We start from the raw sequence: 25,388 nt of genomic DNA, 5'->3' as shown, positions 1-25,388 counted from the left end.
TCAGTGGGGGTTTTCTTCATCCCCCACTGATTATTAGTTGAACCAATCGGGCTTTTACGGGCAGTTGATCCCCCACCTATCTTCCTCGTTTCTCTCTGAATCTTGAGGTGAGGGTCTTACTGCCCGTTAATGCGGGATAAATTAGCATCATAAAAAACAAGCTATCCATGGATAGCTTGTTTTTTTATTTCTTATACAAGTTCTTTTCCAGCAGCAAATTTACGATATGCGCCGTGATGTGTTGGTCCGATGTATTCGTTTAATTTGAAAGAGTGACGAATCGCAGCTGTGATAAACTCTTTTGCGATTGCTACAGCTTCTTTTACAGATTTACCTTTTGCAAGTTCTGCTGTAATTGCTGCAGAATATGTACAACCTGCGCCATGTGTATTTGTTGTATCAATTTTCTCTGATTCTAGAAGATCGAATGTTTCTCCATCGTATAATACGTCGATTGCAGTTTCTGTACCGAGTTTGCTACCGCCTTTAATGAGTACGTATTTTGCACCTAGAGCATGGATTTTTTTCGCAGCTTCTTTCATGTCTTCAAGGGAATTAATTTTTACACCGCTTAATTGGTATGCTTCAAATAAGTTTGGTGTAACAACTAATGCTTTTGGAACAAGTACATCGCGTAAGCAGTCATTTGTTTCCGGATGCAATGCTTCATCTGCACCTTTACAAACCATAACTGGGTCTACTACTACATTTTGTAGATTATGCTTTTCGATTGTTTCAGCAACCATTTCAATAATTTCAACTGATCCAAGCATACCTGTTTTTAAAGCATCAACACCGACACCTTCAATTGTTGTTTCTAATTGTGGTTTTAGTGTAGAAGCTGGAATAGGGAATACGTTGTGTGCCCAGCCGTTATGCGGATCCATCGTTACGATTGTTGTAAGAGACGTCATTCCGTATACACCAAGTTCTTGGAATGTTTTTAAATCCGCTTGTATACCAGCGCCACCGCTTGTGTCAGAACCAGCGATTGTAAGTGCTTTGTTTAATGTCATTGTGAAAGCCCCCTCAGGTGATATAATGAAAACTACATTTTTAACCATTATATCAATGTTACGAATAAGTACAAAGTGAAAAAGTAACTAGATTTTTTGAGAATACATTGAGTTTGATACAATGAAGAAAGAAAATATTATATGTAGGAGAAAATTTATGTTTCAAGGAAATCGTATAAGCGAACTAGCTATATTAAAAGAAATTGCAGAAACATTAAATACATCTAATGATACATATCATGTGTTGCAAGCGGTATTAGAGAAGTTATTGCATGTAACAGGATTAACAACAGGGTGGATTTTTCTTGCTGATGAAAATGGTAGGTATACAAAGTTAATTGATTATCATTTACCAGCAGCCCTTTCTTTTCAAAATAAAAGGCCAATGTGTGAAGGAGAATGTTGGTGTTTGCGTCGGTTTGTAGAAGGAAAATTAGAGCGAGCTGTTAATATTATTGAATGTAAACGAATTAACAACGCGGTTGAAAATAATTGGGGTGACACTGAGGGGATCCTTCATCATGCAACTGTTCCTTTAAAAGCTGGTGGAGAAGATTTTGGAGTTTTAAATGTCGCAAGTCCAGGGAAAATACATTTTTCTGAAGAAGAACTTATGCTGTTGCAATCGGTTGCTCTGCAAATTGGAACAGCTTTAAAAAGAACGAAACTATATGAAAATGAAAAGAAAAGGGCTCATTATTATGTGAAACTAGAGCGTTTTATTCAGGAACTAAGAAAAATTCATAAATTAAGTATATTGCCAGAAGAAGTTGTGAAACAAGTGGGAGATGTATTTCTATGGGAGCAAGTTGCATTTTTTATAAAAGAGGAAAAGCTTTCTATGCGAGCTTTCTATAAGAAGCATACAGTACAAGAGGATTTTGGTTTAGAGAGGGCAGCAAAGGAAGCGATAGAAAAGAATCGACCTATTTTAATGAAAAGACAAGTGGAAAATAGCGTTCATCCTAACGGTTCTATTCTTGCAGCTCCAATACATATTCGAAATCATGTGTTCGGTGTTTTATGTGTGAGTTTAAACAAGGGTGAGTTTGATACAAATGCCATAGATATTCTTCAAGCGTTAACGAATCATATTTCATTAATGATTGAGAATTTACGATTAAATGAACAGCGCCGTGAACTTGTCAGAATGGAAGAACGTAATCGTTTGGCAAGGGACTTGCACGACTCAGTTTCACAAAAACTATTTTCATTAACCTTCATGACGAAGGGCGCAGAAGCTGTTTTAAAGGGACAAAATGAAACGGTAGATCAATCTCTGCATGAGATGAGAGAGTTAGCACAAGGTGCTTTAAAAGAAATGCGGACACTCATTTGGCAACTTCGTCCAGCAGGATTGGAAAAAGGTTTGTTTCCAGCTTTAAAGCAATATGGTGAAAATTTAGGTTTGAAAATACGTGAACAAGTTACAGGTGTGCGCGATTTACCACGTGTAGTGGAAGAAACGCTATGGCGAATTGGGCAAGAGGCGTTAAATAATGTGAGTAAACATGCGGGAGTAACAGAGGCGACAATTTATTTGAAAGTAGCGGAGAAGGAAGTGTCTTTAGAGATAGTTGATTATGGGATTGGTTTTATAGAAAAAGATATAAAAGAGAAAAAGTCGCTCGGTATGACAACAATGCGTGAACGCGCAGAGTTAATTGGCGGATGTATTACGATTGTAAGTGAGAAAAAACGAACGAGTATAAAAGTTATCGTACCATTATAATGCCATGTGAAAATGAGGGGAATTCGTGAAGATAAAAGTATTATTAGTTGATGATCATACAGTTGTTTTAAAAGGATTAGCATTCTTCTTAAGCACGCAAGAAGATTTGGAGCTAGTTGGAGAAGCTAATAACGGAAAAGAAGCGCTAATGAAAGTAGAAGAGGTGCAGCCAGATGTTGTACTAATGGACTTATATATGCCAGAGATGGATGGTATTGAAGCAACCGCGTGTATAAAAAAAGAGTATCCAAATGTAAAAGTGCTCGTATTAACTAGTTTTTCGGATCAAGCACATGTTTTACCAGCTTTAAAAGCTGGCGCAAGTGGATACATTTTAAAGGATGTCGAGCCGGATCAACTTGTGGAAGCCATCCGTAGTGCATATAAAGGAAATATTCAGCTTCATCCTGATATTGCAAGTACACTTCTTTCTCAACCGTTGCCGCAAGAAGAGAAACAGGAGTTATCAAATATTCATGTAGATGTACTAACGGCAAGGGAGAATGAAGTGTTGCAACTCTTAGCAAAAGGGATGAGTAATAAGGAAATTGCATCTGTTTTAGTTATTACCGAAAAAACAGTAAAAGCGCATGTAAGTAGTATTTTAAGTAAATTAAATCTATCGGATCGTACACAAGCTGCTTTATATGCAGTGAAAAATGGAATTGTATAAGACAAAAGTCGTAGGACTTAGTTCGCCTTTAGGAGGCGGACTTTTTTTATGGAAAGATACGTCTATGTGAGGAAGAAATTGTTGGAATGAGAGGATAGAATATATTTGTAAGCAACAACAATTACAAGGGATTATCCCTTTTAGCGAGTAAATAATAAACAACGTAAGAGTGAGTACTAGGAGGAAAATAAAACATGACAACAGTTTTATTCGTAAAGGCTAACAACCGCCCAGCAGACCAAGCAGTTAGCGTGAAATTATATGAAACATTTTTAGCGAGCTATAAAGAATCACATCCAAATGATACAGTAGTAGAACTTGATTTATACAAAGAGGAATTACCGTATGTAGGCGTAGATATGATTAATGGTACATTTAAAGCTAGTAAAGGATTTGACTTAACAGCAGAAGAAGCAAAAGCAGTAGCTGTTGCTGATAAATATTTAGATCAATTCCTTGCAGCTGATAAAGTAGTGTTTGGTTTCCCATTATGGAACTTAACAATTCCAGCGGTACTTCACACATATATCGATTACTTAAACCGTGCTGGTAAAACATTTAAATATACATCAGAAGGCCCTGTAGGTCTTATCGGTGATAAGAAAGTTGCACTATTAAATGCACGTGGTGGCGTATATTCTGAAGGACCAGCAGCTAATGTAGAAATGGCTGTTAAATATGTAGCAAGCATGATGGGCTTCTTCGGTGTAACAAATATGGAAACAGTTATCATTGAAGGTCATAATCAATTCCCAGATAAAGCAGAAGAGATTATTGCAGAAGGTCTTGAAAAAGCTGTGAAAGTAGCAAGCTCGTTTTAATTAAAAATATAATCGTCACTCAAACATGGCAAGTACCCTTGCAGTATCAACGCTTTTAAGACGTTGGTACTGCTTTTTTATTGTCGATTAAGCTCATCTGCCAACTGTTGTAATTGCTCTCGATCCTGTATGAAATACATTCTTCCTTCTTTTTTTAACCAATTTTGCTGACAAAACTGTTTTAATACATACAAGAGGTGCCGATAACTAACGTTTAAGTATTCAGAGGCCTCTGTATGTTTTTCGAGATAACAATCGTTTTGTTCCGTTAACAGAATGAAGGCCGCTAATCGATTTTCTAAAGGATAGTTATAATTTTTCGCATATTGTTCAGTTCGAGTAATTGTTTTTTCTCCAATAAATTTGCATAGCTGTTGTAAGAAGTGTGCGTCTTGTAATAGGAGATGCTGACAATCTTTAAGAGGGAGAGCTAAACAGATACAAGGTTCTATAGCTTCAATCCCTTTTGTTACAGACTCAATTCCAATTAATCCTAATTCTCCAATAAACGAGGGAGCTTTTACAAAATTAATTAAGGAAGTTTTTCCATTTTGATGATTCATATATATTTTTGCTTTTCCGGAAATTAGGTAATAAAGATATGGTAATTCTTCTCCTTCGTTGCAAATCAGTTCTTTCTTTTGAAAAGAATGAACTTCTATATATGGAAAAATATCAAATGAAAAGAACGTTTGAAAGTTGAAGTGCTGTACATAATTGTAAATTTCATCTCTTTTTTTTTCGATTTTCATTTTTTCACCTCTCATTTAGTATGAGATATCTCCTATTCTTTTTACAAGTGGAAGTGATACGATTTATTTGAGAACAAAAGAAAAAGCGTATTTTTATAGAGGCAAGGGAGAGAAGCAACATGAAGAAATATCAAACATTACTATTTGATGTAGACGATACATTACTAGATTTTAAAGCGGCTCAGAGAACAGCGTTACATTTACTTTTTGAGGAACAAAAAATACCTTTAACTGATGAAATTACAAAGCATTATAAAATAATAAATCAAGGACTGTGGAAATCCTTTGAAGAGGGGAAAATAGATCGAGATGAGGTAGTAAATACTCGATTTTCAATTTTATTTAAGGAGTATGGCCAAGAAGTAGATGGCCTTTTGTTTGAACAGAATTATCGAAGATATTTAGAAGAAGGGAATCAGCTCATTGATGGAGCTTTTGAATTCATAACAAATCTCCAAAGCGAATATGACTTATATATTGTTACAAATGGTGTTTCTAAAACACAGGAGAAATGTTTACGTAATTCAGGATTACATTCACTCTTTAAGGATATTTTTGTTTCGGAAGACACGGGCTCTCAAAAGCCAATGAAGGAATACTTCGATTATGTTTTTGCACGAATTCCTAATTTTTCTGTGGAGAAAGGGTTAATTATCGGTGATTCCTTAAGTGCAGATATTAAAGGAGGACAGCTAGCTGGACTAGATACTTGTTGGTTTAATGCTGAAAAAAAGTTAAATGATAGTGGGATAGTTCCGACTTATGAAATACAAACCTTTGATGAGCTATATGAAATTTTAAAAGGATAGTTTAAAAAGAATTTTTATTTGTAAAAATAAACACTCTTTACTCAAAAAGCAAGTACCATTACTTTTATAGTGACGGTACTTGCTTTTCATTTGTTTATTTCATTATTTGGTATTTTCAAGAGCTGTTTGTTTATCCTCACTACTGTTAGGAAGTGGGAATAAATTACCAATCATTGCAGCTCCAAGCATCGGTAATAGTAAATTGATTGGGAAAAACATAAGTAATAATACGGTAATAGCAATTGGTTTTCGAAGTGCATAGCTTGAAATTGCTGTTGTCACGGTTGCTACAGCAGCAATTGGGTCTACTGGTATGACTGTGGCCATAGCATATCCAATACTTGCACCAGCAAATATAATCGGAAAAATGTGTCCTCCGCGCCAACCCGTATTTAAACAAACTGCCGTTATACATAATTTTAAAACGCCTGAAAGAAGTAACACCCAAAATGATAATTCTGTCCATTCATGTACGAGTTCTTTTAATTGATGTTCTCCTGAAAACATTGTATATGGGAGATAAGTTCCAGCAATCCCTAAAAGAATACCGCCAATAATCCCTAATGTTACCTTATATTCTTTAAAAGGATGTACTATTTTCTCCAATGTATGTTCTATCTTGAAATAAAAATAGCCTACACTAGCTCCTATACAAGCAAGTGGTAAAAAGGAAACCCACTCACGAAGTGAAAAAGATCCCTCTTCAAAGTTAACGATAAAAGATCCTCGATTATCAAACTTACTAAGCAATAAATAAATAGAAAAACCAGCAAAAGTAGTAGCAGCATATACAATAGCCTTTTTTCCTTTAGAAACTTCAGCAAGTCGTTCATTCTCATTTTCGTTTGGTGCTAAATAGCCGAATAACGGTGCATTAAAAATAACACTTAAAGTAGCACCAATCCCAATTTCTGTTAGCCCCTGCATTCCTTTTACAGCAAAGTGAAAGCGATCGCCAACCCATGTACAAAGCCCACCTATAATCCCAACAAGTGCTGCTTCGGGGCCTAAGCTTGCTCCAAATGTTAAAACAATAATGGCTGTTAATGTAGCCTTATGTACAAAGCGGTATTCAATTCTACCCGTTTTCTTATATTCAACCATTACCTCTGGCATTAAACGCGGGTATGTACCAAAGTATTTTTGTGATAGTCCAATAAGAATACCACCGATTGTTGTTATACAAACTGTGTAATAGGATGGTAATGCGAATTCTTTCGGTAAATACTCCCATACGAAATGAATTCCAGCATTGGTGACAACTAAAAATAACCATACTGTAGTACCAACAATAGAACCTAGAAACATACCGTACACAATAAGTAAATAGTGCACGTCTCTTCTAATTGTCATTTTGTAAGCCTCCTTATTGTACGTGATGATGAAAAAATTAGAAATTATAATATGAAAACGATTGGATAGTTCATGCGATATGTCTATTATTTTGGAAGGAAAATGACTTAGTCATAAATGTATTGTGTGCATATAAAAAAACGGATGTAGATAAAAACATATAACTCTTTTATTTTACATAGTTAGCAATGGCTTTAAAAGTTATTCTTTTTCTTTAGAGGGAACGATTCGTGCTGATATATTAAGTTTGAATTGTAAGAATAAACGATTAAAATGTTAATAAAATTTATTGTAAAAATTCAGAAAAATAATTGACATTAGGAAATAATTGCTATAAAATCAACGGTAATTGCATAGTCTTATCAAGAAAAGGTGGAGGGACAGGCCCTATGAAACCTTGGCAACAGCCGCATAGCGGAATTGTGCCAAATCCTGCAGGTAATAAATCCTGAGAGATAAGAAAGAGACTTTAGAGCGTGTTTTCAAACTGCTTCTTTCTTATTCAGGAAAGAAGCAGTTTTTTTATTTTCTATAAAAGAAAGGAGTATGAGAGATGGGAGAATCATGGGGAAAAGGAACCATTTGTGTGCAAGGTGGCTATTCACCGAAAAATGGTGAACCGCGTGTTTTACCGCTTTATCAAAGTACGACGTACAAATACGATACGTCTGATGATTTAGCAGCACTCTTTAATTTAGAGGCAGAAGGCTATATTTATACGCGTATTGGGAATCCGACACTAGCAGCATTTGAACAAAAGTTATCCGATTTAGAAGGCGGCGTTGGAGCTGTTGCGACAGCTTCTGGTCAAGCGGCCATTATGCTTGCTGTTTTAAATATTTGTAGTAGTGGTGATCATTTACTTTGTTCTTCAACCGTTTATGGGGGAACATTTAATTTATTTGGGGTAAGTTTACGTAAATTGGGGATTGATGTTACGTTCTTTAATCCGAACTCATCTGCTGATGAGATTGTGGCACTTGCAAATGACAAAACAAAGCTGATTTATGCAGAGTCTCTTGGAAATCCAGCGATGAATGTTTTAAATTTTAAAGAGTTTTCAGCAGCGGCGAAAGAACTAAAAGTACCTTTTATCGTGGACAATACTTTGGCGACACCATATTTGTGCCAAGCGTTTGAACATGGGGCAAATATTATTGTTCATTCTACAACGAAATATATTGATGGCCATGCAAGCTCATTAGGCGGGATTGTTATCGATGGCGGAAATTTTGATTGGACAAATGGAAAGTATCCAGAGCTTGTCGAACCAGACCCAAGTTATCACGGTGTAAGTTATGTGCAGAACTTTGGGCAGGCGGCATATATTGTGAAAGCCCGCGTTCAATTATTAAGAGACTATGGCAACTGTATGAGCCCATTCAATGCGTATATTAGCAATATTGGTTTAGAAACATTGCATTTACGAATGGAGCGTCATAGTGAAAATGCTCTTGCAGTTGCGAAGTGGCTTGCTAATCATGATCGTATTGAATGGGTGAATTATCCGGGATTAGAAAGTAATGAAAATTATCCGCTAGCACAAAAGTATTTAGAAAAAGGTGCAAGTGGTGTTTTAACATTTGGAATTAAAGGCGGATTAGAATCTGCGAAAGAGGTTATTGCAAATGTGAAGTTAGCAACGCTTGTAACGCATGTAGCAGATGCGAGAACATGTGTGATTCATCCTGCTAGTACAACGCATAGACAGTTAAATGAAGAAGAACAGCGTTTAGCAGGTGTTACATCTGATTTAATTCGCCTATCAGTCGGTATAGAAGATGTTTCTGATATTATTGCGGACCTAGAGGAAGCATTAGTTGGAGGCAAAGCACATGCCGATCATTGTTGATAAGGATTTACCAGCTCGTAAAGTATTGCAAAAAGAGAATATTTTTGTCATGACAAAAGAACGAGCTGAAACACAAGATATACGTGCTTTAAAAATTGCAATTTTGAATTTAATGCCAACAAAACAAGAAACAGAAGCGCAATTGCTCAGATTACTCGGTAATACTCCACTTCAATTAGACGTGCATTTGCTCCATATGGAGTCTCATGTATCCCGTAATGTAGCGCAAGATCATTTAACAAGTTTTTATAAAACGTTTCGCGATATTGAGGGAGAAAAATTTGACGGTCTCATTATTACAGGAGCGCCGGTTGAAACACTTCCTTTTGAAGAGGTAGATTATTGGGAAGAACTTGGGCGTATTATGGAATATTCAAAAACAAATGTAACATCTACGCTGCATATTTGTTGGGGAGCGCAAGCTGGTTTGTATTATCACTATGGAATTCCGAAATATCCGCTTGAAGAAAAGATGTTTGGTGTATTTGAACATGAAGTACGTGAGCAACATGTGAAATTATTACAAGGATTCGATGAGCTCTTTTTTGCACCACATTCACGTCATACGGAAGTACACGCATCTGATATTGAAAAAGTACAAGAGTTGAAATTACTAGTAACATCAGAAGAAGCGGGTGTACACCTTGTTATGGGGCAAGATGGAAAGCATGTTTTTGCTCTTGGTCATAGTGAATACAGCTGCGATACATTAAAAGAGGAATATGAACGTGATAAACAAAAAGGGCTAGATATTAAGGTTCCGAAAAACTATTTTAAACATAATAACCCAGCTGAAAAGCCACTCATAAGATGGCGCAGTCATGGAAATTTATTATTTTCAAATTGGTTAAATTATTATGTGTATCAAGAAACCCCTTATATTTTGTAAGATGATCATTATATAACACGTGGCAACGCTTTCTTTGTAAGGATTATCTTATATTTTTCTAAATGTTCAAAATACATTGTTTTTCATAATTTTACCTTATATAATGGCATCTAAATACAATTCTTTAGAGGGGTGGACAGTATCATGAATGAAATTCAAGTGGGCTTATTAGGCCTTGGAACAGTTGGCAGCGGTGTGGTTCGTATTATTACGGATCATCAAGATCGATTGATGCACCAAGTTGGTTGCCCAGTGAAAGTAACAAAGGTATTAGTGCAAAATATTGAGAAAGAGAGAGAGGTCCAAGTCCCCTCTACTTTATTAACGAAAAATGTAAATGAAATTATAGATAATCCTGATATCGATGTTGTCATTGAAGTGATGGGCGGCATACAGGAAGCAAAATCCTATATTTTAAAAGCTTTGAACAATGGTAAACATGTTGTTACTGCTAATAAAGATTTAATGGCATTGCACGGGGCGGAATTACTGACAGTAGCAAAGGAAAATCAAGCTGATTTATTTTATGAAGCGAGCGTAGCTGGAGGGATTCCAATCCTACGCAGCATTGTAGAAGGGCTTTCCTCGGATCTTATTACGAAAGTGATGGGAATCGTGAACGGAACAACAAACTTTATTCTGACAAAAATGTCTGACGAAGGGAGAGCATACGACGACGTGTTAAACGAAGCGCAACAGCTTGGATTTGCAGAAGCAGATCCAACATCAGACGTAGAAGGTTTAGATGCAGCAAGAAAAATGACGATTTTGGCTACTCTTGGTTTTTCTACAAATGTAGAACTTGGAGATGTGAAGGTGAAAGGGATTACTTCTATTACAGAGGAAGATATTGCGTATAGTAAAAGCTTAGGATACACAATTAAATTAATTGGGCTTGCAAAGCGCGATGGTGAAAAGTTAGAGGTAACAGTTGAACCAACGTTACTTCCGAATACACATCCTCTTGCAGCTGTTCAAAATGAATATAACGCCGTATATGTGTATGGTGAAGCGGTAGGGGAAACGATGTTTTACGGGCCTGGTGCAGGAAGTTTACCAACAGCGACAGCGGTTGTTTCTGACTTAGTCGCGGTAATGCAAAATGTACGCCTTGGTGTGACTGGGAATAGTGCGGTTTCTCCTCAGTATGCGAAGGCATTAAAAGAGCCTGATGAAATTTTTGTGAAAAAGTTTTTAAGATTACATGTAAAAGATGAAATTGGTGTGTTCGCAAAAATCACATCTTTATTTTCCGAACGCGGTGTTAGCTTTGAAAAGATTATTCAAATGCCACTTAGTGAGAAAGGAAAGGCTGAGGTTGTTATCGTAACGCATCGTGCATCACTTGCAGACTATGAATATATTTTACATACACTGGGCACATACGAAGAAGTAGATTGTGTAAAAGCAAACTACCGAATCGAAGGAGATGCTAAGTAATGTGGAAAGGTTTGCTTGCTGAGTATAAGGAGTTTTTGCCTATTACGGAAAAAACACCGCCCTTAACATTGCATGAAGGCAATACACCACTTGTTTTACTAGAAAATCTTTCAAAGCAGTGGGGCGCAACAATTTATGGGAAAATAGAAGGAGCGAATCCGAGCGGATCCTTTAAGGATCGCGGCATGGTAATGGCGGTAGCTAAAGCAAAAGAGGCGGGAAGCGGAGCAATCATCTGCGCTTCTACGGGTAATACAGCTGCATCTGCAGCAGCATATGCAGCTAGGGCAGGATTGTCATGTATTGTTATTATTCCAAATGGGAAGATTGCATACGGTAAATTAGCGCAAGCTGTCATGTATGGTGCCGAGATTATCAGTATTGATGGGAATTTCGATCATGCTTTGCAAGTTGTACGTAAGCTAAGCAGCTCATCGCCGATTACACTTGTAAATTCTGTTAATCCATACCGGATTGAAGGGCAAAAAACAGCTGCATTTGAGATTTGTGATGCGCTTGGGAAAGCACCAGATATTCTAGCAATTCCAGTCGGTAATGCGGGAAATATTACAGCGTATTGGAAAGGATTCAAAGAGTATCATGAAAGACTTGGTACGGGTCTGCCAGAGATGCATGGCTTTGAAGCGGAAGGAGCAGCGGCGATTGTACGTGGACATAAGATTGAAGAACCAGAAACAATTGCAACAGCGATTCGAATTGGGAATCCAGCAAGTTGGGAGCAAGCTGTCCTCGCTGCAGAACACTCTCAAGGTAAAATCGACGAAGTAACAGATCGTGAAATTCTTGAGGCATATGAATGGCTAGCCAAGTACGAAGGAATCTTTGCAGAACCTGCTTCATGTGCTTCTCTCGCAGGTGTTTATAAACACCTGCAAAGCGGTGAAATTGCAAAAGGGAGCCAAATTGTAGCCGTATTAACAGGTAACGGTTTGAAAGATCCAAATATCGCCATTGATACGAAGAAAATTCAGCCAGTTGTGTTACCAAATGATGAGAAAGTTATCTTTGATTATATTCAGGGAGCTGTCTTTCAATGAAATAGATGAAGTCTATTGAGCGTGATGCTCAATAGGCTTTTTTATGTTAAGAACCTTTGTGCCAATCTGAATAAATGCTTGAATAATCCATCCTGTTGTAAATGAAAGGATAATTGTACCAAAATAAATAGGACCGTCTAATAAAAAGCTGCATGTTAAAAATAAAAAGGCTAACGAAATTTCTGTCTTGCGAAATGTCCACTTTTTCTTTTCAGCCATGGTTAAGACGAATGCTTCTTGCGGTGCAGCACAGAGCTGTGTTGATACATAAATGCCAATTCCAGCACCAACAAATAGATTTCCACAAATAAGTGTTATATATTTTGGAAGAGAGCGGATAGAATTCATAATGACATCGATAGAACCAATCCAATCAACAAAAACAGAAATAAGAACCATAGTAACAATTGTTCCTATTGTAATCTGCTTTTTATTTAAAAACAGCACAATAAGCGTAAAAGCTAAGTTAATCATAAAAATCCAGAAGCCAATACTTACTCCAAAATTTTGATATAATGCAATGAAAAATGAATCATAAGGACTAAGGCCGAATGAAGTAATCGTTGTCATCATGTTAATTCCAAGAGATAGAATGAGTAGCCCGCTAATAAAAAATATATAGTCTAGTTTTAGACGTATCATATGTTTCAAATCCTTTCCGAATGTACTTGCTAGGAAAGGATATATTGTGGAAAGCTTACCAGGTCAAGAGAGAATTTTTCGATGAGGTTTATTTAAATGATGGGAAGGGGAAGAAGTAAGATGACAAATATAAAAAAGATTGCTGAGATTGCTGGTGTATCAGTTTCAACGGTTTCACGAGTATTAAATAATCATCCGTATGTAAGTGATAAAAAGAGAAAAGAAATTTTAGCAATTATTGAGGAATTAAATTACACACAAAACGTGAATGCGATTCATTTAGTGAAAGGAAAAACGAATGTAATTGGTGTTTTATTGCCGCATGTAAATGATCAATATTATAGTGCGATTATTGAGGGGATATCGAAAGAAACTGCAAAGAATAATTATCATATGATGCTTTGTCAGACGAATTATAGTGAAGAACGGGAACTTGAAATTTTGCAGATGTTAAAAATGAAAAAGCTTGATGGAGTCATTATATGTTCCCGGACAAATGATAAGGAAAAGCTCGAGGAGTATACGAAATTTGGGCCAATTGTAGTGTGTGAAGAAATAGATTCGAATTTCATCTCGAGCGTACATATTGATTATTATAAAGTGTTTTCACAAGGAATGAAAAGCTTGATAGATGCTGGTCATACTTGTATTGGATATTGTATTGGAAGAGACAATAGCATTAATAGTCAAAGAAGAAAACAAGCGTACGAGGATGCACTGCAACATATTTCTATTACACCTGCAGATAACTGGAAATTTAAAGGGTGTTTTAAGGTGGATGACGGGCGTAATGTAATAAGGGAATGGATGCGGATGTCTGTAAAGCCGACAGCATTCCTTATTTCTTGTAACCATATTGCAGCAGGGATGGTAACAGAAGCAAAGAAACATAGGATTCGTGTTCCGGAAGATTTAGCTATTATTGGGTGTGACGATCAAGAAGTAGCAGATGTATTAGGAATTACAACGATTGCTCATTCTAGTAAAGCAGTTGGTGCAAAAGCATTTGAAATACTATATGAGAAGATAAAAGATGAAAAAATAGATGTGAAGAGCATTGAACTCTTGCCGCAATTGACTATTCGTGAAACTACCTAAATTATAGAAGAGATGAAAATCGCTTTTCAAATGGGCGTTTGGTATAATATGGGCAATCTACCAGGCTAAAAGGGGTTTTGATATGAGATCAAAATTAGTAAAAGGACTTTTACTCATTACAATTGCATCTTTTTGTTTATTTGCATATGGCTTTATTGCGGGTATTAATGATGCATTAAATCCGAAAGCTTCAAATTTAACTACGAAGACAGAACAAAAACAAGTGAAAGGGAAACAAAACCCAGGAACATTACAAGTTGTCAGCTTAGGTGATTCTTTAACTCGCGGCGTTGGTGATAAAGAGGGAATCGGCTATGTGGGTCGAGTAAAAGAAAGTCTACAAAAGGATTATAAACAAAAGGTTGCGTTAACGAATTTAGCTGTTAGTGGTGCGAAGATGCCAAATTTGTTAAAGCAAATAGAGAGCAGTGGTGCTCAGTACTCAATTAAGCAAGCGGATCTTATTGTTTTAACAATTGGAGGAAATGATTTATTTCCAGGATGGGAATCACTTGGAAAGATAGATCTAGAAACATATCGCCCTAATACAGAAACATTTCAAAATCAGGCGAAGCAAATTTTAGCCGAAATCCGAAAGCTAAATTCAGATAGCCCGATTTTTTGGCTTGGTTTATACAATCCTTTTGAGGATGTAGAGGATTTAAAAGGTTCTTCATCCATCGTTGTAGATTGGAATGCATCTTTAGAGAAATTAGCAATAGATAATAAAAATGTATATATAACGCCAACGTTTGATCTGTTTCAAAACAGAGGGAAAGAATTATTATACTCAGATCATTTCCATCCAAACGAAACAGGCTACTCATACATGGCAACTCGCTTGTTACAAAATGTTGTAAGTAAGCTGCAGCTAGATGGAGGAGAGGCGAAATGACGATAATACTTTCAGTGCGGGATGTGAAAAAGGTAATTGGAAAAAAAACGCTTGTTGAAAACATTTCATTTGATGTGAAACAAGGAGAAGTGTTTGGATTCTTAGGTCCAAATGGAGCTGGGAAAACAACAACAATTCGGATGCTAGTAGGGCTTATTAAAGCAACTGAAGGTGAGATTACGATCGGTGGCTATCATATTAAAGAGAACTTTCGGGAAGCGATGCGGCAAATTGGGAGTATCGTGGAAAACCCAGAACTTTATACATATTTAACAGGATGGGAAAACTTAAAGCAATTTGCACGGATGCTTGGCGGTATATCAGATGGACGTATTTTAGAAATTGCAAAAATGGTTCATTTGGATGAACGTATCCATGATAAAGTGAAAACGTATTCTCTTGGTATGAAGCAGCGCCTCGGCATTGCTCAGGCTCTTCTTGGAAATCCGAAACTCCTTATACTAGATGAACCGACAAATGGCCTAGACCCAGCTGGTATAAGAGAGATGAGGGAGTTTATACATAAGCTTGTGAAAGAAGAAAATATGAGCGTCTTTATTTCAAGTCACTTGTTAAGTGAAGTGCAAATGATATGTGATCGTGTTGCTATTATTCATAAAGGGAAAATGATTACAGTTGCACCAATTGAAGAGTTAATTAAAACTGCGAGCGATCGTGTTGAGTGGATTGTTACACCGATTGCAAAGGCAAAGGATATGTTAGAAGCGGCAGAAGAAGTAAGAGAAATTAGTGTAGACAATGAACGTTTACTTTGCCGGATGGACATTTCAACAATTAGTACTTGGAATAAACGTTTTGTAGAAAAAGGAATAGATGTACATAGCGTGAAGGAACTTGTGTTTACGTTAGAAGATTTATTCATTGAACTCACAAGGAGTGAGCAGCATGCGTGAATTTGCAAATCTTGTTTTAAATGAATCAGAAAAAATCTATCGAAAGAAACGTATTTTTGTCGTTATGCTCATATTGGCAATTTTAATTCCTTTGTTTGTGTATGCACAGTATCGTGAAGTGCAAACAACGCAAAAACGCCTTGGTACGAGCGATTGGAAAGTAGCGCTTCAGCAGCAAATTGTTGATTCACAAAATCGTTTAAATAATTCAAGGTTGCCAGAAGAATGGCGGGATTGGCTGAAAGTACGAGTCGAGCAACAACAATATTACTTAGACCATGATATTAATCCGACTGCACCGGGGGCACCGACATTTGTACGAGCATTCATTGAACAGGGGATTACATTATTTATTCCGCTTCTTGTAATGATTGTTGCAATTGACATTGTATCGGGAGAACGAAGTGATGGAACGATGAAGATGCTTCTAACACGGCCGATTCGGCGCTGGAAAATCCTTCTCAGTAAATATGTGACGATGTTATTATTTATTTCACTTATATTGCTCCTGGTCGGGATTTTTTCCTATGCATTATCAGGTGTTGTTTTCGGATATGCTGGGTGGAATTTACCGGTATTGACAGGATTTGGAATTGATAAAGAAACATTGAATACGAATTTTGTCCATCTTATTCCGCAGTGGCAATACATTTTAATGGCTTACGGACTGGCGTGGTTTGTGGCAATTGTTGTGGGAACAATATCCTTTATGGTTTCGGTGTTAATTCGCAATACACCAGCTGGTATGGGAGTCATGCTGGCAGCATTAATTGCAGGTGGTATCTTAAGCTCTTTCGCAACGTCTTGGGAAGGGGCAAAATATATTTTTAGTGTGAATTTATCACTAACAGATTACTTATCAGGAAAGTTACCAGCATTGCAAGGTCTATCGATGAGCTTCTCATTGATGAATTTAACTGTTTGGGCAATAGCTTCTCTTATCGTTTCGTTTGTAGTCTTTACAAAGCAAGACATGGTGAATTAAGTGAAGAGGAAGTGAAGAGATGGAACATATTTTAAAGAATGATTGGGAGCCGTTACTTGCACCAGAATTCGAGAAACCATACTATCAGAAACTAAGGCAGTTTTTAAAAGAAGAATATAGCACGCATGTAGTATATCCAAATGCCAATGATATTTTTAATGCATTGCATTATACAAGTTATGGGGATACGAAGGTTGTAATTTTAGGACAAGATCCATATCATGGGCCAGATCAAGCGCATGGGCTAAGTTTTTCTGTACAACCTGGTGTGAAAACACCACCATCACTGCAAAATATGTACAAAGAACTGCATGCAGACCTTGGTTGTGAAATTCCGAATAACGGTTATTTAGTGAAATGGGCAGAGCAAGGTGTGTTATTACTTAATGCGGTGTTAACTGTCAGACAAGGGGAAGCAAATTCTCATAAAGGAAAAGGGTGGGAGCATTTCACTGATCGCGTAATTGAGCTTTTAAATGAACGAGATAAACCAGTGATTTTTATACTGTGGGGACGCCATGCACAGGCAAAGAAAAAGCTGATTACAAATGAAAATCATCATATTATTGAATCTGTACATCCAAGTCCTTTATCAGCAAGACGCGGTTTCTTTGGAAGTAAACCATTTTCGAAAGTGAATGATATCTTATCTAGTATGAATGGGAAAGAAATTGATTGGCAAATTCCAAACCTTTAAAAAAGGTAGCTAACAGGATAATTGTTAGCTACCTTTTTACTTATTGTGGTTCATTTTTTAATTTTGCATCTAGTACGAACGTACCAAATGGGATAACGGAAGCAATGAATGCACCTAAAGCCCATAAGATCGACTTACGATGTACGATTGTTACTTGAATCACTGCAAAGATGAATAGGATAAATAGTACGCCGTGAGCCATACCTGTAATTTTAACGGCTGCTGGAAAATCCGCGAAGTATTTTAGCGGCATTGCTACGAATAATAATAGTAGGAAGGAAATCCCCTCGACTAATCCAATTGCTCTTAATCTTCCGATTGGTGTAGATAACATGAAACAGCCTCCTTATAATATGAGCTTGTATATAGTAAATTTGTATTCTAATTCAAAGTAAAATAGTCTATTTTGTTTCATTATATACAAAAACAAAGTTTACACTACGGGAATGTTGTAAAGTTCAAAATATCTTCACAAAGCTACTTACATTTAAATAAAAACCCCTTTGAAGTGTTTGACTTCAAAGGGATTTTGTGAATGGATTTATATAAGTACAAATTAAAGTACAGACAAAAATCCTCTCTTTTTAGGTGAGGAGAGAGGATCCGCCCATGCATAGAAACGGACAGTACCTTTTTTAGCCCCATGCCAAGTGAAAACAAAAGGAGAAAGAGAGCGTAAGTCACTTTTTGTTTTCAAAGCAGTCATATATATGTGAAAATCAAACCCATATTGGAAGTTTGATTTTATATAAATGCGAATTGAAGTACAGACAAAAACCCTCTCTTTTTAGGTGGGGAGAGAGGGAGTGTAAGTTACCTTTTGATTTCATAGTAGCAATGTGTATGTTGAAAAATTTATATATTAAACTAGAACTTCAGTTTTAAGTACAAATTTCTCTACAACTTTAGCAACGCCGTCATTCATATTTGTATCTGTTACGTAGTTTGCAATTTCTTTAATATCATCTGGAGCATTTCCCATCGCAACGCCAAGACCAGCGAACTCAATCATTGCTTGGTCATTATAGCTATCACCCATTGCGATTACTTCCTCGCGCTTAATACCAAGCTGTTGAATTAATTGGTTTAAGCTTGTTCCTTTTGTAACACCAGCCTCTGTGAACTCTAAGAAAAACGGCTTAGAACGCATTACACTTAGTTTACCTTCTAATTGTTTTTGTAGTTTCTTTTCTACTTCAATAAGGCGCTCAGCTTCTTTATTCATTAATACTTTTACAACAGGTTCTTGCACGGCTGCAGTAAAACTATCTACTTGAATAATTGGCATGCCTGTCAATTGGCCTTCGATTTCAGTATATGGATTATTCTCTTCTGTAATGATATCATCACCGATATACGTATGAATCCAAACGTCTTCATTTTTACTGATTTCATATAGACTGTGAACGGTTTCAGGAGATAGTGTACTACTGAATAGTTCTTCATCTGTTTTACAGTTAATAATTTTAGCACCATTAAATGATAGGATAAAACTACCGTATTCTTCTAAACGAAGTTCCTTAGCAATATGGCGCATACCAAATGTTGGACGGCCAGAAGCGAGTACAACCTTTACTCCTTGCTCTTGGGCTGTCATTAAAGCTTGTTTTGTACGCTCTGAAATTGTATGGTCATCGCGTAGTAAAGTATCATCTAAATCTAAAACAATCATTTTATAAGACATATAGAAATTTCCTTTCTTTGTTGAAATAATGATTAGTATTGTTAGAAATTCATTCTAGCAAAATAATGAGAAATAAATAGTAAGATATCGAACCTCTTTGAAGATATATAAATGCAAATTGAAAAATATAGAAACCCACTTTTTTTAGGTGGAAGAGAGAATCCGCTCATGGATAGAAGCGGACAGAGCCCTTTTTAGCCCCATGCCATGTGAAAACACAAGGAGAAAATGAGAGCAGGGCTTTTTTTGATTTCCGAGCCGTAATTTCTATGTTGAAAAATCAAAATCGATTTATATGGTGAAGTGAATTACTGTATTGTTAGTATATATTATCATGGGCGTATTGCCTATGATAATTCTATCATATCTTTCGAGAGAACTCCCACCTCTAAACAATGGAAGTTTTCCAATTTATGATGGCTGTTTTTCCTTTGAACGGGAAAATAGCATTTCAAGTAAAATAGCTATGACAGAACCGAGTACAAGGCCGTTGCTTAAAAATGATGCTAAAAATGGGGGAAGAGTCGAAAATGCTTGTGAGGGTACAAACATAACCCCAATTCCTGTAAAAAGTGAAAGACCAGCAACGCGGAATAGGCGCTCTCTATCCTCTACAGTATCGTATTCTTGAAAAGCAAGACCAATCATACTTGCAAATACAGGATAGATGGCTGCATATCCAACAGCGACAGGAATAGCTACGAAGAACGAAGTGATTTTTGGAAATATGCTAATTACAATAATAAAACCTGATCCTAGCATAAAAGGAAGTCGTTTATAAATATTTGTTGTAGCAATAAACCCGGCAGAACCTGAAATAGCGACTGGACCGATTGCTGAGAATAAGCCGCCTAGCAATTGGTTAATCCCTGTTATAATACCAGCATGTTTAAATCGATTTTGTATGGCTCCTTCCTCATATTTAGAAATAACCTTTTGTACAACACGAATGCTCGCTAACATATTTGTTAGAAGTAACAGTGTGACAAAGATAACGGTAATTGCCATATTCCATTCAATACGAGGGTATCCAAATATGAATAGAGATGGAAGGCGAATGATATCTGTTACCGGTGTAACAGGATTAGATAAACCGAAGCATGCAAATAAAATCCACCCGAAGACAATGCTGAAAAGAACAGAGTATTGTCCGATAACAGGTAGCTTCATCATGAAAAAAGATAGTAAAATAACAATGAGTGAAAGGATGAATACGTTTGGTTGTACTTCAGCATGTTGTCCATCGAGACCGAACATTCCTTTTAGGAAAGAACCGCTGAGTTGGGCAACGAGAAGGAATAAATATGTTCCGATTACGGTTGGTGTGAAATAACGAACAAGCTTATCAATAAGTCCCAAAACACTAAGAATAATACAGATAATGCCGCTTAAAAGAAATGCGTATTGCAGGACTCGAAGGGTTTCGCTATTTGATCCGAATAATACGACACCTAAGCTTGCATATAGCGAGAAGATTCCCCACCAAAGGCCAGCGGGACCTTCTTGAATAGGGAGTCTATGACCAAATATAGCTTGCAAAAGGCCAGCGAAACCAAGAACAAACAATGTTCGTTGCACAAAAGCGATAGCTTCGGCACCTTCAAGCCCGTAGTTGGCAGCAACGCTAATTGGTACAATCAGGCTTCCTGCTAAAATAAATAATGCCCACTGCAAGGCAGAAAGAAATGTTTTCATCATATCAACCTCTTTCATAGATTCCGCTTCTAGTATATACGTATTTTATTTACTATGGCAAAGGTTGTAGGTAGAGAAAAGAGTTGAAGAAGAGTATGAATGCAAAAAGGCAATTATGCATCGCCGTTATATGTATGTGTTTTGTTGTCATCCTTGGAACAATTGGATTTATGATAATAGAAGAAATTAGTTTGTTTCAAGCCTTTTGGATGACAATGATTACAGTGTTAACAGTTGGATATGGAGATGCAGTTCCGTTAAAACAGGCAGGGAAGATTTTTGCGCTTCTTATTATTCCTGTTGGAGTAGGAATTGTTACATATGCAATTGGGGTAGTAGCAGCAATGATTATTGAGGGGAATTTATTTCATGCAGTACGGAGGAAGAAGATGGACAAACAAATAGCAGAGTTACAGGGCCATATTATCGTATGTGGTTGTGGTAGAGTAGGGCTTCAAGTCGTACATGAGTTACAAGAGAAAAAGATTCCGTTTGTAGTCGTCGATAAGGAAGAATCAGTGCTAGAGAAGGAAAAGCTTTTATACATACATGGCGATGCTACTGAGGATCACGTATTACATAAGGCAGGGATTACAAGAGCTGCTGGTTTAGTAGCAATTGTTGCAAACGATGCTGAAAATGTGTTTATTACATTAACAGCACGAGGATTAAATAATAAGATTAAAATTATAGCTAGAGCCGAAAAGCCAGAAACAGAAGAGAAAATGCGCCGTGCAGGTGCAAATAAAGTGATCAATCCATCTAGTATGGCTGGCATCCATATTGCAAAAGGAATTGCCAATCCATTAACAGTTAATTATATTGATACAGTGCTATATGGAACAGAACAAGCCTTTGCAATAGAAGAAGTGCAAATTGGAAAAGAGTCTGTTTTAGCTGAGAAAACATTGCTGGGAAGCGATGTAAGAAATAAGCTCGATGTTACGATTTTAGCGATTTTACGTGATGGAAATATTATCCATAATCCAACAGGGCAGGAAAAATTGCAAGAACATGATATGATAATAGTATTTGGTCCAGTAGAGAAGCTGGAGCAATTTGAGAAAGAATTACAAAGTACGAGGTGAAAAAGGAATGCAAGTATCTAGCGATAAGATTTTAAATAAAATGGCAAATGAAATTGCGAAGGCAAAAAGTAGTGATGGACAGAAGGCGAAAGAACATTTATCAGTTGTTCGTGCTCTATGTGATTTACTTTTAGATGAACAGAGTGAATCTCATACATATGTAGAGCCGAAATTACAATCACAAGTTATACCATCTCATCCGATGACAATGACAGCAACAACTCAGCAAGTGGTACCAGTTTTGGGGGAACCCGTATACATGAAAGAAGATGATGCAAACGGCAACTCTTTATTTGATTTTTAAAAGTTAAAAAGGTTGGCTTATATGTAAAAATTTCTTATCATAAAGATAAAAAAGGGGAATTCCAATGAAAATCTTCTTATTGTTAGGCTGTATTGCAGCTGGCTTATCTGTCGCATTAGGTGCCTTTGGTGCACACGGTTTAGAAAATAAAATTTCTGCAAAAATGCTAGAAGTTTGGAAAACAGGTGTTACATACCAAATGTTTCATGCTGGAGGGCTATTTATCGTAGCCTTATTAATGGATAAAATTCAATCTTCATTACTAAGTACAGCAGGCTGGTTTATGGTAGCCGGAATTATTATGTTCTCTGGAAGTCTCTATGCGTTAAGTACAACAGGTATTAAATTTTTCGGACCAATTACACCACTTGGTGGAGTAGCATTTATTATAGGTTGGATTTTAGTAGGAACTGCAGTTGTAAAAGGATTATAAAGACAAAACAAAAGCTGGCATTTGCCAGCTTTTATTATTATCTTGGAGGATATGCTGCTGGTTGAACAGGTAAATAGTTAATTTCTCCAGGGAATTCTACATAATCTAAATAAATCATAAGCAATAAGTAACGTTTTCCAGACTGTGGCTCACTTATGACGATATGATCGCGTCCAGCAGCTTCAATAATTCCTGTATAGGATTGTGTGCCAAGCGAACTACCACGCTCATATGTCATAACCACAGTCGCTTGTTTTCCTTTGTTTAGGCGAAGGATGTTTTCGATATAGGATTGCTCTAGAGGAAGCATACCTTGAGATGCTGCAAGTTGTGCTTGAGCTTGTTGTTGCATTGCTTGTTGCTGCATCAATTGTTGTTGCTGAGGTGTCATTTGTTGCTGTTGTTGTCCTGGTGGTAGTTGAGTTCCAGAAGGTTGAAAAAAAGTTCCATAGAACGGGTTTTGTTGCTGAGCCATTCAAAAATCCCTCCTCGTTTTCATTCCTTAATATACTGCTGGGCAGTCTCCAGCAGATGGTTGGAAAAAGCAGTGTTTTTTAAATCGACCAGAATTTTGCTGATTATACCAAGTTGGTGGACAAGGACCTTCTGGTCGGAAAAACCATAAAGCAAAATTAGCAGGCCAAAATCGTTGTCCTTCAATAACACGTCTTGCAAGGGCAATATCTTGTTCACGTGCACGCTGATAAAAGTATCCTTTTTGTGTTGCTTCAAAACCACCAGGTCTTTGAAATACCATTTGTTGTAGATTACGTATGTTCTTGAAGTCTAAACAATTGCCTTTAACGCGATTTACACCGACATTCCCAACCATTAGCATGCCTTGTTGCCCTTCTCCTTCAGCTTCAGCTCGCATAAGTCTTGCTAATAATTTTACATGTTCTTCGTTATAAGAAATTACACCCATTTGTTTCACCTCTTTTTCACCATTTTTACAGAAAGAGGAGCCGGTAAAAACGGTGTAGAACAATTACTAGTTCATACGTATGAGAAAAAAAAGCCAGATATGACAACCAAACAAAGTTTTAAGAAGTAGGATTTTGGCGTTATATATATCCATAAGTCATTGTTACGGAGGAGAAAGATTTTCTCGCTGCTTTCACTTGGGGGCAGGGGACAGGGAGAAGGTTTGAACGTTTCTATGCATAGCTAGATGCTTACTTTCGTCGAAAAGAAAAGGCGTTATGTCAGTTTTAAAATCTGGGTTTGTATAGAGGGAGAGGCATAATAAAAAGCTAGCAATTTGCTAGCTTTCTATCATCCAAATACCTTTGACCACATATTTGAGAAGAAGTCACCAATGGATCGCATTGTTAATACGAACCAATTTGCTTTTTCTACTTCTTCTGTTGTTTTTGCAGTGACTTTCATTTTCTTGCTTCTATCTAAAAATCCGTATTGATCAGTTGATTCTAAAACAAGGGAGCCTACTTTTGTATCTTTCTTAATAGGTGCCACTAATTTTTCATCTTCAGTAAGTGATTTATCTGCCTCAGTGGAAACTTTGTAAGGTGGTTTGCTACCTTTTTTCGTGATTACCGTTATCTCTTTTTCAGGCGTCACAGTTACGTTGTCTACCTTTCCTTTCGTGACAGAAATTGTATTATTTTTATCTACTTTCAATTTCTGTTTTTCAAAGTTATTAAAACCGTAATCAATTAATTCACGGGATTCCGTGAAGCGTTCATCCATTGATTTTGTCTTAATAATAACGGAAATAAGACGTAAGTCACCGCGTTTTGCTGTAATTGTAAACCCGTATCCAGCTGTATCGGAACTTCCCGTTTTTAAACCATCTGTTCCTTCATAAGCGAAAGCAGCTCCGGGTAACATCCAGTTCCAGTTTTCCATACGAATTGGTTTTGGATGGTTGTCTGGGAAGTTTCTAAATCTTTGTTTTGTATCCTCTAGCATTTCTGGATACTTTGTAATAATTGTTTTTGATAGAATACCCATGTCGCGAGCTGATAAGGAGTTTTCTCCATTTGGATCAGTTCCTTCAGGGTGTTTCCCTTTTAAATCAGCATTATTTAATCCTGTAGCATTTACAAATTTATATTTCTTTAACCCTAGTTTTTTTGCATGTTCATTTGCAAGATTTAAGAAGTTTTTTTCACTTCCTGCAAGAAGTTCAGCTAGCGCGATGCTAGATCCGTTTGCAGAGAAGATAACAATAGAATGATATAATTCTTTAACTGTATATTGTCGCTCTTTTTCAAAAGGGACATTGGAGAATTCATTATTACGGGAAATTTCATAAGCGTAATCAGAGATGTTTACTTTTGTATCCCATGTGATTTTTCCTTCTTTAATAGCTTCTAAAACGGAGTAAATAACAATAAGTTTTGACATACTAGCAATAGCTAGTAATTCATCTGGATTTTGCTCATGCAGTATTTTTCCTGTATCTGCATCAAAAAGAATGGCAGCGGCAGCTTCTATGTGTATTTTTCCTTCTGCATGGGAGATTATTACTCCTAAGGAAGAAAAAGACAATAAAAGCGCTAGTAAAATAGATAAAATTTTCCTCATATAAATTA

The 25,388-nt window shown here is 36.7% G+C and carries 27 protein-coding genes and 1 riboswitch; of the genes, 16 read left to right on the top strand and 11 right to left on the bottom strand.

Annotation, left to right across the window (positions count from 1 at the left end):
* Positions 1–191: 191 nt before the first annotated feature.
* Positions 192–1,016, bottom strand: coding sequence for a pyridoxine/pyridoxal/pyridoxamine kinase (gene pdxK / locus LOK41_RS10980; protein WP_241816490.1), 825 nt, complete (start codon positions 1,014–1,016; stop codon positions 192–194).
* 157 nt (positions 1,017–1,173) lie between these two features.
* Between pdxK and LOK41_RS10975 the strand changes: the two genes are divergently transcribed.
* The 3 genes from LOK41_RS10975 (at position 1,174) to LOK41_RS10965 (ending at position 4,242) form a co-directional block, all read left to right on the top strand.
* The gene (locus LOK41_RS10975; RefSeq protein ID WP_241816489.1) at positions 1,174–2,748 is read left to right on the top strand and encodes a GAF domain-containing sensor histidine kinase; all 1,575 of its coding nucleotides are present in this window, start codon (positions 1,174–1,176) and stop codon (positions 2,746–2,748) included.
* 25 nt (positions 2,749–2,773) lie between these two features.
* Positions 2,774–3,421: a response regulator gene (locus tag LOK41_RS10970; RefSeq protein ID WP_241816488.1), complete on the top strand. Its 648-nt coding sequence runs from the start codon at positions 2,774–2,776 to the stop codon at positions 3,419–3,421.
* A gap of 194 nt (positions 3,422–3,615) precedes the next feature.
* Positions 3,616–4,242 carry an FMN-dependent NADH-azoreductase gene (locus tag LOK41_RS10965; protein WP_241816487.1) on the top strand — a complete coding sequence of 209 codons (627 nt, stop codon included), beginning with the start codon at positions 3,616–3,618 and terminating at the stop codon, positions 4,240–4,242.
* Positions 4,243–4,319: 77 nt separating this feature from the next.
* On the opposite strand, the gene yeiL is transcribed toward LOK41_RS10965, so the two are convergent.
* Entirely contained in the window at positions 4,320–4,994 is a 675-nt protein-coding gene (gene yeiL / locus LOK41_RS10960) for a transcriptional regulator YeiL (RefSeq protein ID WP_241816486.1), read from the bottom strand.
* 119 nt (positions 4,995–5,113) lie between these two features.
* Here yeiL and LOK41_RS10955 point away from each other — a divergent pair, with 119 nt between their 5' ends.
* Positions 5,114–5,803, top strand: coding sequence for a YjjG family noncanonical pyrimidine nucleotidase (locus tag LOK41_RS10955; RefSeq protein WP_241816485.1), 690 nt, complete (start codon positions 5,114–5,116; stop codon positions 5,801–5,803).
* Positions 5,804–5,905: 102 nt separating this feature from the next.
* Here the strand turns inward: LOK41_RS10955 and LOK41_RS10950 are convergent, their stop codons facing one another.
* Positions 5,906–7,156: a chloride channel protein gene (locus tag LOK41_RS10950; RefSeq protein ID WP_241816484.1), complete on the bottom strand. Its 1,251-nt coding sequence runs from the start codon at positions 7,154–7,156 to the stop codon at positions 5,906–5,908.
* Between the two features lie 356 nt (positions 7,157–7,512).
* A riboswitch (SAM riboswitch) is annotated at positions 7,513–7,618 on the top strand.
* A gap of 91 nt (positions 7,619–7,709) precedes the next feature.
* Here LOK41_RS10950 and LOK41_RS10945 point away from each other — a divergent pair.
* The 4 genes from LOK41_RS10945 (at position 7,710) to thrC (ending at position 12,395) form a co-directional block, all read left to right on the top strand.
* Positions 7,710–9,008, top strand: coding sequence for a bifunctional O-acetylhomoserine aminocarboxypropyltransferase/cysteine synthase (locus LOK41_RS10945; protein WP_241816483.1), 1,299 nt, complete (start codon positions 7,710–7,712; stop codon positions 9,006–9,008).
* Positions 8,992–9,897, top strand: a complete 906-nt coding sequence (gene metA / locus LOK41_RS10940; protein ID WP_241816482.1) for a homoserine O-acetyltransferase MetA — start codon at positions 8,992–8,994, stop codon at positions 9,895–9,897. Before LOK41_RS10945 ends, metA begins: the two co-directional genes overlap by 17 nt.
* A 144-nt stretch (positions 9,898–10,041) precedes the next feature.
* The gene (locus LOK41_RS10935; protein WP_241816481.1) at positions 10,042–11,337 is read left to right on the top strand and encodes a homoserine dehydrogenase; all 1,296 of its coding nucleotides are present in this window, start codon (positions 10,042–10,044) and stop codon (positions 11,335–11,337) included.
* A complete protein-coding gene (gene thrC / locus LOK41_RS10930; protein ID WP_241816480.1) occupies positions 11,337–12,395 on the top strand; it encodes a threonine synthase in 1,059 nt (352 codons plus the stop codon). The genes LOK41_RS10935 and thrC overlap by 1 nt, the downstream gene beginning before the upstream one ends.
* Positions 12,396–12,407: 12 nt before the next feature.
* On the opposite strand, the gene LOK41_RS10925 is transcribed toward thrC, so the two are convergent.
* Entirely contained in the window at positions 12,408–13,037 is a 630-nt protein-coding gene (locus LOK41_RS10925; RefSeq protein WP_241816479.1) for a YczE/YyaS/YitT family protein, read from the bottom strand.
* A 120-nt stretch (positions 13,038–13,157) separates the two neighbouring features.
* Here LOK41_RS10925 and LOK41_RS10920 point away from each other — a divergent pair, with 120 nt between their 5' ends.
* The 5 genes from LOK41_RS10920 (at position 13,158) to LOK41_RS10900 (ending at position 17,626) form a co-directional block, all read left to right on the top strand.
* Entirely contained in the window at positions 13,158–14,135 is a 978-nt protein-coding gene (locus LOK41_RS10920) for a LacI family DNA-binding transcriptional regulator (protein WP_241816478.1), read from the top strand.
* Between the two features lie 82 nt (positions 14,136–14,217).
* On the top strand, positions 14,218–15,030 hold the full coding sequence (locus LOK41_RS10915; RefSeq protein ID WP_241816477.1) for an SGNH/GDSL hydrolase family protein: 813 nt from the start codon (positions 14,218–14,220) through the stop codon (positions 15,028–15,030).
* Positions 15,027–15,944, top strand: a complete 918-nt coding sequence (locus tag LOK41_RS10910) for an ABC transporter ATP-binding protein (protein ID WP_241816476.1) — start codon at positions 15,027–15,029, stop codon at positions 15,942–15,944. The genes LOK41_RS10915 and LOK41_RS10910 overlap by 4 nt, the downstream gene beginning before the upstream one ends.
* Positions 15,937–16,929, top strand: a complete 993-nt coding sequence (locus LOK41_RS10905; RefSeq protein WP_241816475.1) for an ABC transporter permease subunit — start codon at positions 15,937–15,939, stop codon at positions 16,927–16,929. Before LOK41_RS10910 ends, LOK41_RS10905 begins: the two co-directional genes overlap by 8 nt.
* 19 nt (positions 16,930–16,948) lie before the next feature.
* Positions 16,949–17,626 (top strand): uracil-DNA glycosylase, encoded by a 678-nt coding sequence (locus LOK41_RS10900; RefSeq protein WP_241816474.1) that lies wholly within the window; start codon positions 16,949–16,951, stop codon positions 17,624–17,626.
* 40 nt (positions 17,627–17,666) lie between these two features.
* On the opposite strand, the gene LOK41_RS10895 is transcribed toward LOK41_RS10900, so the two are convergent.
* From LOK41_RS10895 to LOK41_RS10880, 4 genes are all read right to left on the bottom strand, one after another.
* Positions 17,667–17,960 (bottom strand): DUF3817 domain-containing protein, encoded by a 294-nt coding sequence (locus LOK41_RS10895; RefSeq protein ID WP_241816473.1) that lies wholly within the window; start codon positions 17,958–17,960, stop codon positions 17,667–17,669.
* A 222-nt stretch (positions 17,961–18,182) separates the two neighbouring features.
* A complete protein-coding gene (locus tag LOK41_RS10890) occupies positions 18,183–18,332 on the bottom strand; it encodes a hypothetical protein (RefSeq protein WP_241816472.1) in 150 nt (49 codons plus the stop codon).
* A gap of 156 nt (positions 18,333–18,488) precedes the next feature.
* A complete protein-coding gene (locus LOK41_RS10885; protein ID WP_241816471.1) occupies positions 18,489–19,310 on the bottom strand; it encodes a Cof-type HAD-IIB family hydrolase in 822 nt (273 codons plus the stop codon).
* Positions 19,311–19,721: 411 nt separating this feature from the next.
* Entirely contained in the window at positions 19,722–21,005 is a 1,284-nt protein-coding gene (locus LOK41_RS10880; RefSeq protein ID WP_241816470.1) for a purine/pyrimidine permease, read from the bottom strand.
* A gap of 95 nt (positions 21,006–21,100) precedes the next feature.
* Between LOK41_RS10880 and LOK41_RS10875 the strand changes: the two genes are divergently transcribed.
* The 3 genes from LOK41_RS10875 (at position 21,101) to LOK41_RS10865 (ending at position 22,830) form a co-directional block, all read left to right on the top strand.
* Positions 21,101–22,093, top strand: a complete 993-nt coding sequence (locus LOK41_RS10875; RefSeq protein ID WP_241816553.1) for a potassium channel family protein — start codon at positions 21,101–21,103, stop codon at positions 22,091–22,093.
* A 7-nt stretch (positions 22,094–22,100) separates the two neighbouring features.
* Positions 22,101–22,397, top strand: a complete 297-nt coding sequence (locus LOK41_RS10870; RefSeq protein ID WP_241816469.1) for a YwdI family protein — start codon at positions 22,101–22,103, stop codon at positions 22,395–22,397.
* 64 nt (positions 22,398–22,461) lie between these two features.
* Complete coding sequence (locus LOK41_RS10865) at positions 22,462–22,830, top strand: DUF423 domain-containing protein (RefSeq protein WP_241816468.1); 369 nt, start codon at positions 22,462–22,464, stop codon at positions 22,828–22,830.
* Positions 22,831–22,867: 37 nt separating this feature from the next.
* Here the strand turns inward: LOK41_RS10865 and gerQ are convergent, their stop codons facing one another.
* From gerQ to LOK41_RS10850, 3 genes are all read right to left on the bottom strand, one after another.
* On the bottom strand, positions 22,868–23,305 hold the full coding sequence (gerQ, locus tag LOK41_RS10860; protein WP_241816467.1) for a spore coat protein GerQ: 438 nt from the start codon (positions 23,303–23,305) through the stop codon (positions 22,868–22,870).
* Between the two features lie 27 nt (positions 23,306–23,332).
* Positions 23,333–23,755, bottom strand: a complete 423-nt coding sequence (locus tag LOK41_RS10855; protein WP_241816466.1) for a cell wall hydrolase — start codon at positions 23,753–23,755, stop codon at positions 23,333–23,335.
* Positions 23,756–24,105: 350 nt separating this feature from the next.
* A complete protein-coding gene (locus LOK41_RS10850; RefSeq protein WP_241816552.1) occupies positions 24,106–25,386 on the bottom strand; it encodes a serine hydrolase in 1,281 nt (426 codons plus the stop codon).
* Positions 25,387–25,388: the final 2 nt, after the last annotated feature.

It is taken from the genome of Bacillus sp. TL12 (assembly GCF_022625245.1).
GTDB lineage: Bacteria > Bacillota > Bacilli > Bacillales > Bacillaceae_G > Bacillus_A.
The sequence above is the reverse complement of the archived record's forward strand: the minus strand, read 5'-3'. Positions and strand labels throughout refer to the sequence as shown.

Excerpts from the sequence above, each read along its gene's own strand:
- LOK41_RS10965 (WP_241816487.1), top strand. The coding sequence starts at position 3,616 with ATGACAACAGTTTTATTCGTAAAGGCTAACAACCGCCCAGCAGACCAA.
- metA (WP_241816482.1), top strand. The coding sequence starts at position 8,992 with ATGCCGATCATTGTTGATAAGGATTTACCAGCTCGTAAAGTATTGCAA.
- LOK41_RS10895 (WP_241816473.1), bottom strand. The coding sequence starts at position 17,960 with ATGTTATCTACACCAATCGGAAGATTAAGAGCAATTGGATTAGTCGAG.
- LOK41_RS10890 (WP_241816472.1), bottom strand. The coding sequence starts at position 18,332 with ATGACTGCTTTGAAAACAAAAAGTGACTTACGCTCTCTTTCTCCTTTT.
- LOK41_RS10900 (WP_241816474.1), top strand. The coding sequence starts at position 16,949 with ATGGAACATATTTTAAAGAATGATTGGGAGCCGTTACTTGCACCAGAA.
- yeiL (WP_241816486.1), bottom strand. The coding sequence starts at position 4,994 with ATGAAAATCGAAAAAAAAAGAGATGAAATTTACAATTATGTACAGCAC.
- LOK41_RS10870 (WP_241816469.1), top strand. The coding sequence starts at position 22,101 with ATGCAAGTATCTAGCGATAAGATTTTAAATAAAATGGCAAATGAAATT.
- LOK41_RS10935 (WP_241816481.1), top strand. The coding sequence starts at position 10,042 with ATGAATGAAATTCAAGTGGGCTTATTAGGCCTTGGAACAGTTGGCAGC.
- LOK41_RS10885 (WP_241816471.1), bottom strand. The coding sequence starts at position 19,310 with ATGTCTTATAAAATGATTGTTTTAGATTTAGATGATACTTTACTACGC.
- LOK41_RS10875 (WP_241816553.1), top strand. The coding sequence starts at position 21,101 with ATGAATGCAAAAAGGCAATTATGCATCGCCGTTATATGTATGTGTTTT.
- LOK41_RS10910 (WP_241816476.1), top strand. The coding sequence starts at position 15,027 with ATGACGATAATACTTTCAGTGCGGGATGTGAAAAAGGTAATTGGAAAA.
- LOK41_RS10865 (WP_241816468.1), top strand. The coding sequence starts at position 22,462 with ATGAAAATCTTCTTATTGTTAGGCTGTATTGCAGCTGGCTTATCTGTC.
- LOK41_RS10915 (WP_241816477.1), top strand. The coding sequence starts at position 14,218 with ATGAGATCAAAATTAGTAAAAGGACTTTTACTCATTACAATTGCATCT.
- LOK41_RS10975 (WP_241816489.1), top strand. The coding sequence starts at position 1,174 with ATGTTTCAAGGAAATCGTATAAGCGAACTAGCTATATTAAAAGAAATT.
- LOK41_RS10905 (WP_241816475.1), top strand. The coding sequence starts at position 15,937 with ATGCGTGAATTTGCAAATCTTGTTTTAAATGAATCAGAAAAAATCTAT.
- LOK41_RS10955 (WP_241816485.1), top strand. The coding sequence starts at position 5,114 with ATGAAGAAATATCAAACATTACTATTTGATGTAGACGATACATTACTA.
- thrC (WP_241816480.1), top strand. The coding sequence starts at position 11,337 with ATGTGGAAAGGTTTGCTTGCTGAGTATAAGGAGTTTTTGCCTATTACG.
- LOK41_RS10950 (WP_241816484.1), bottom strand. The coding sequence starts at position 7,156 with ATGACAATTAGAAGAGACGTGCACTATTTACTTATTGTGTACGGTATG.
- LOK41_RS10880 (WP_241816470.1), bottom strand. The coding sequence starts at position 21,005 with ATGAAAACATTTCTTTCTGCCTTGCAGTGGGCATTATTTATTTTAGCA.
- LOK41_RS10945 (WP_241816483.1), top strand. The coding sequence starts at position 7,710 with ATGGGAGAATCATGGGGAAAAGGAACCATTTGTGTGCAAGGTGGCTAT.
- LOK41_RS10920 (WP_241816478.1), top strand. The coding sequence starts at position 13,158 with ATGACAAATATAAAAAAGATTGCTGAGATTGCTGGTGTATCAGTTTCA.
- LOK41_RS10925 (WP_241816479.1), bottom strand. The coding sequence starts at position 13,037 with ATGATACGTCTAAAACTAGACTATATATTTTTTATTAGCGGGCTACTC.
- pdxK (WP_241816490.1), bottom strand. The coding sequence starts at position 1,016 with ATGACATTAAACAAAGCACTTACAATCGCTGGTTCTGACACAAGCGGT.
- gerQ (WP_241816467.1), bottom strand. The coding sequence starts at position 23,305 with ATGGCTCAGCAACAAAACCCGTTCTATGGAACTTTTTTTCAACCTTCT.
- LOK41_RS10855 (WP_241816466.1), bottom strand. The coding sequence starts at position 23,755 with ATGGGTGTAATTTCTTATAACGAAGAACATGTAAAATTATTAGCAAGA.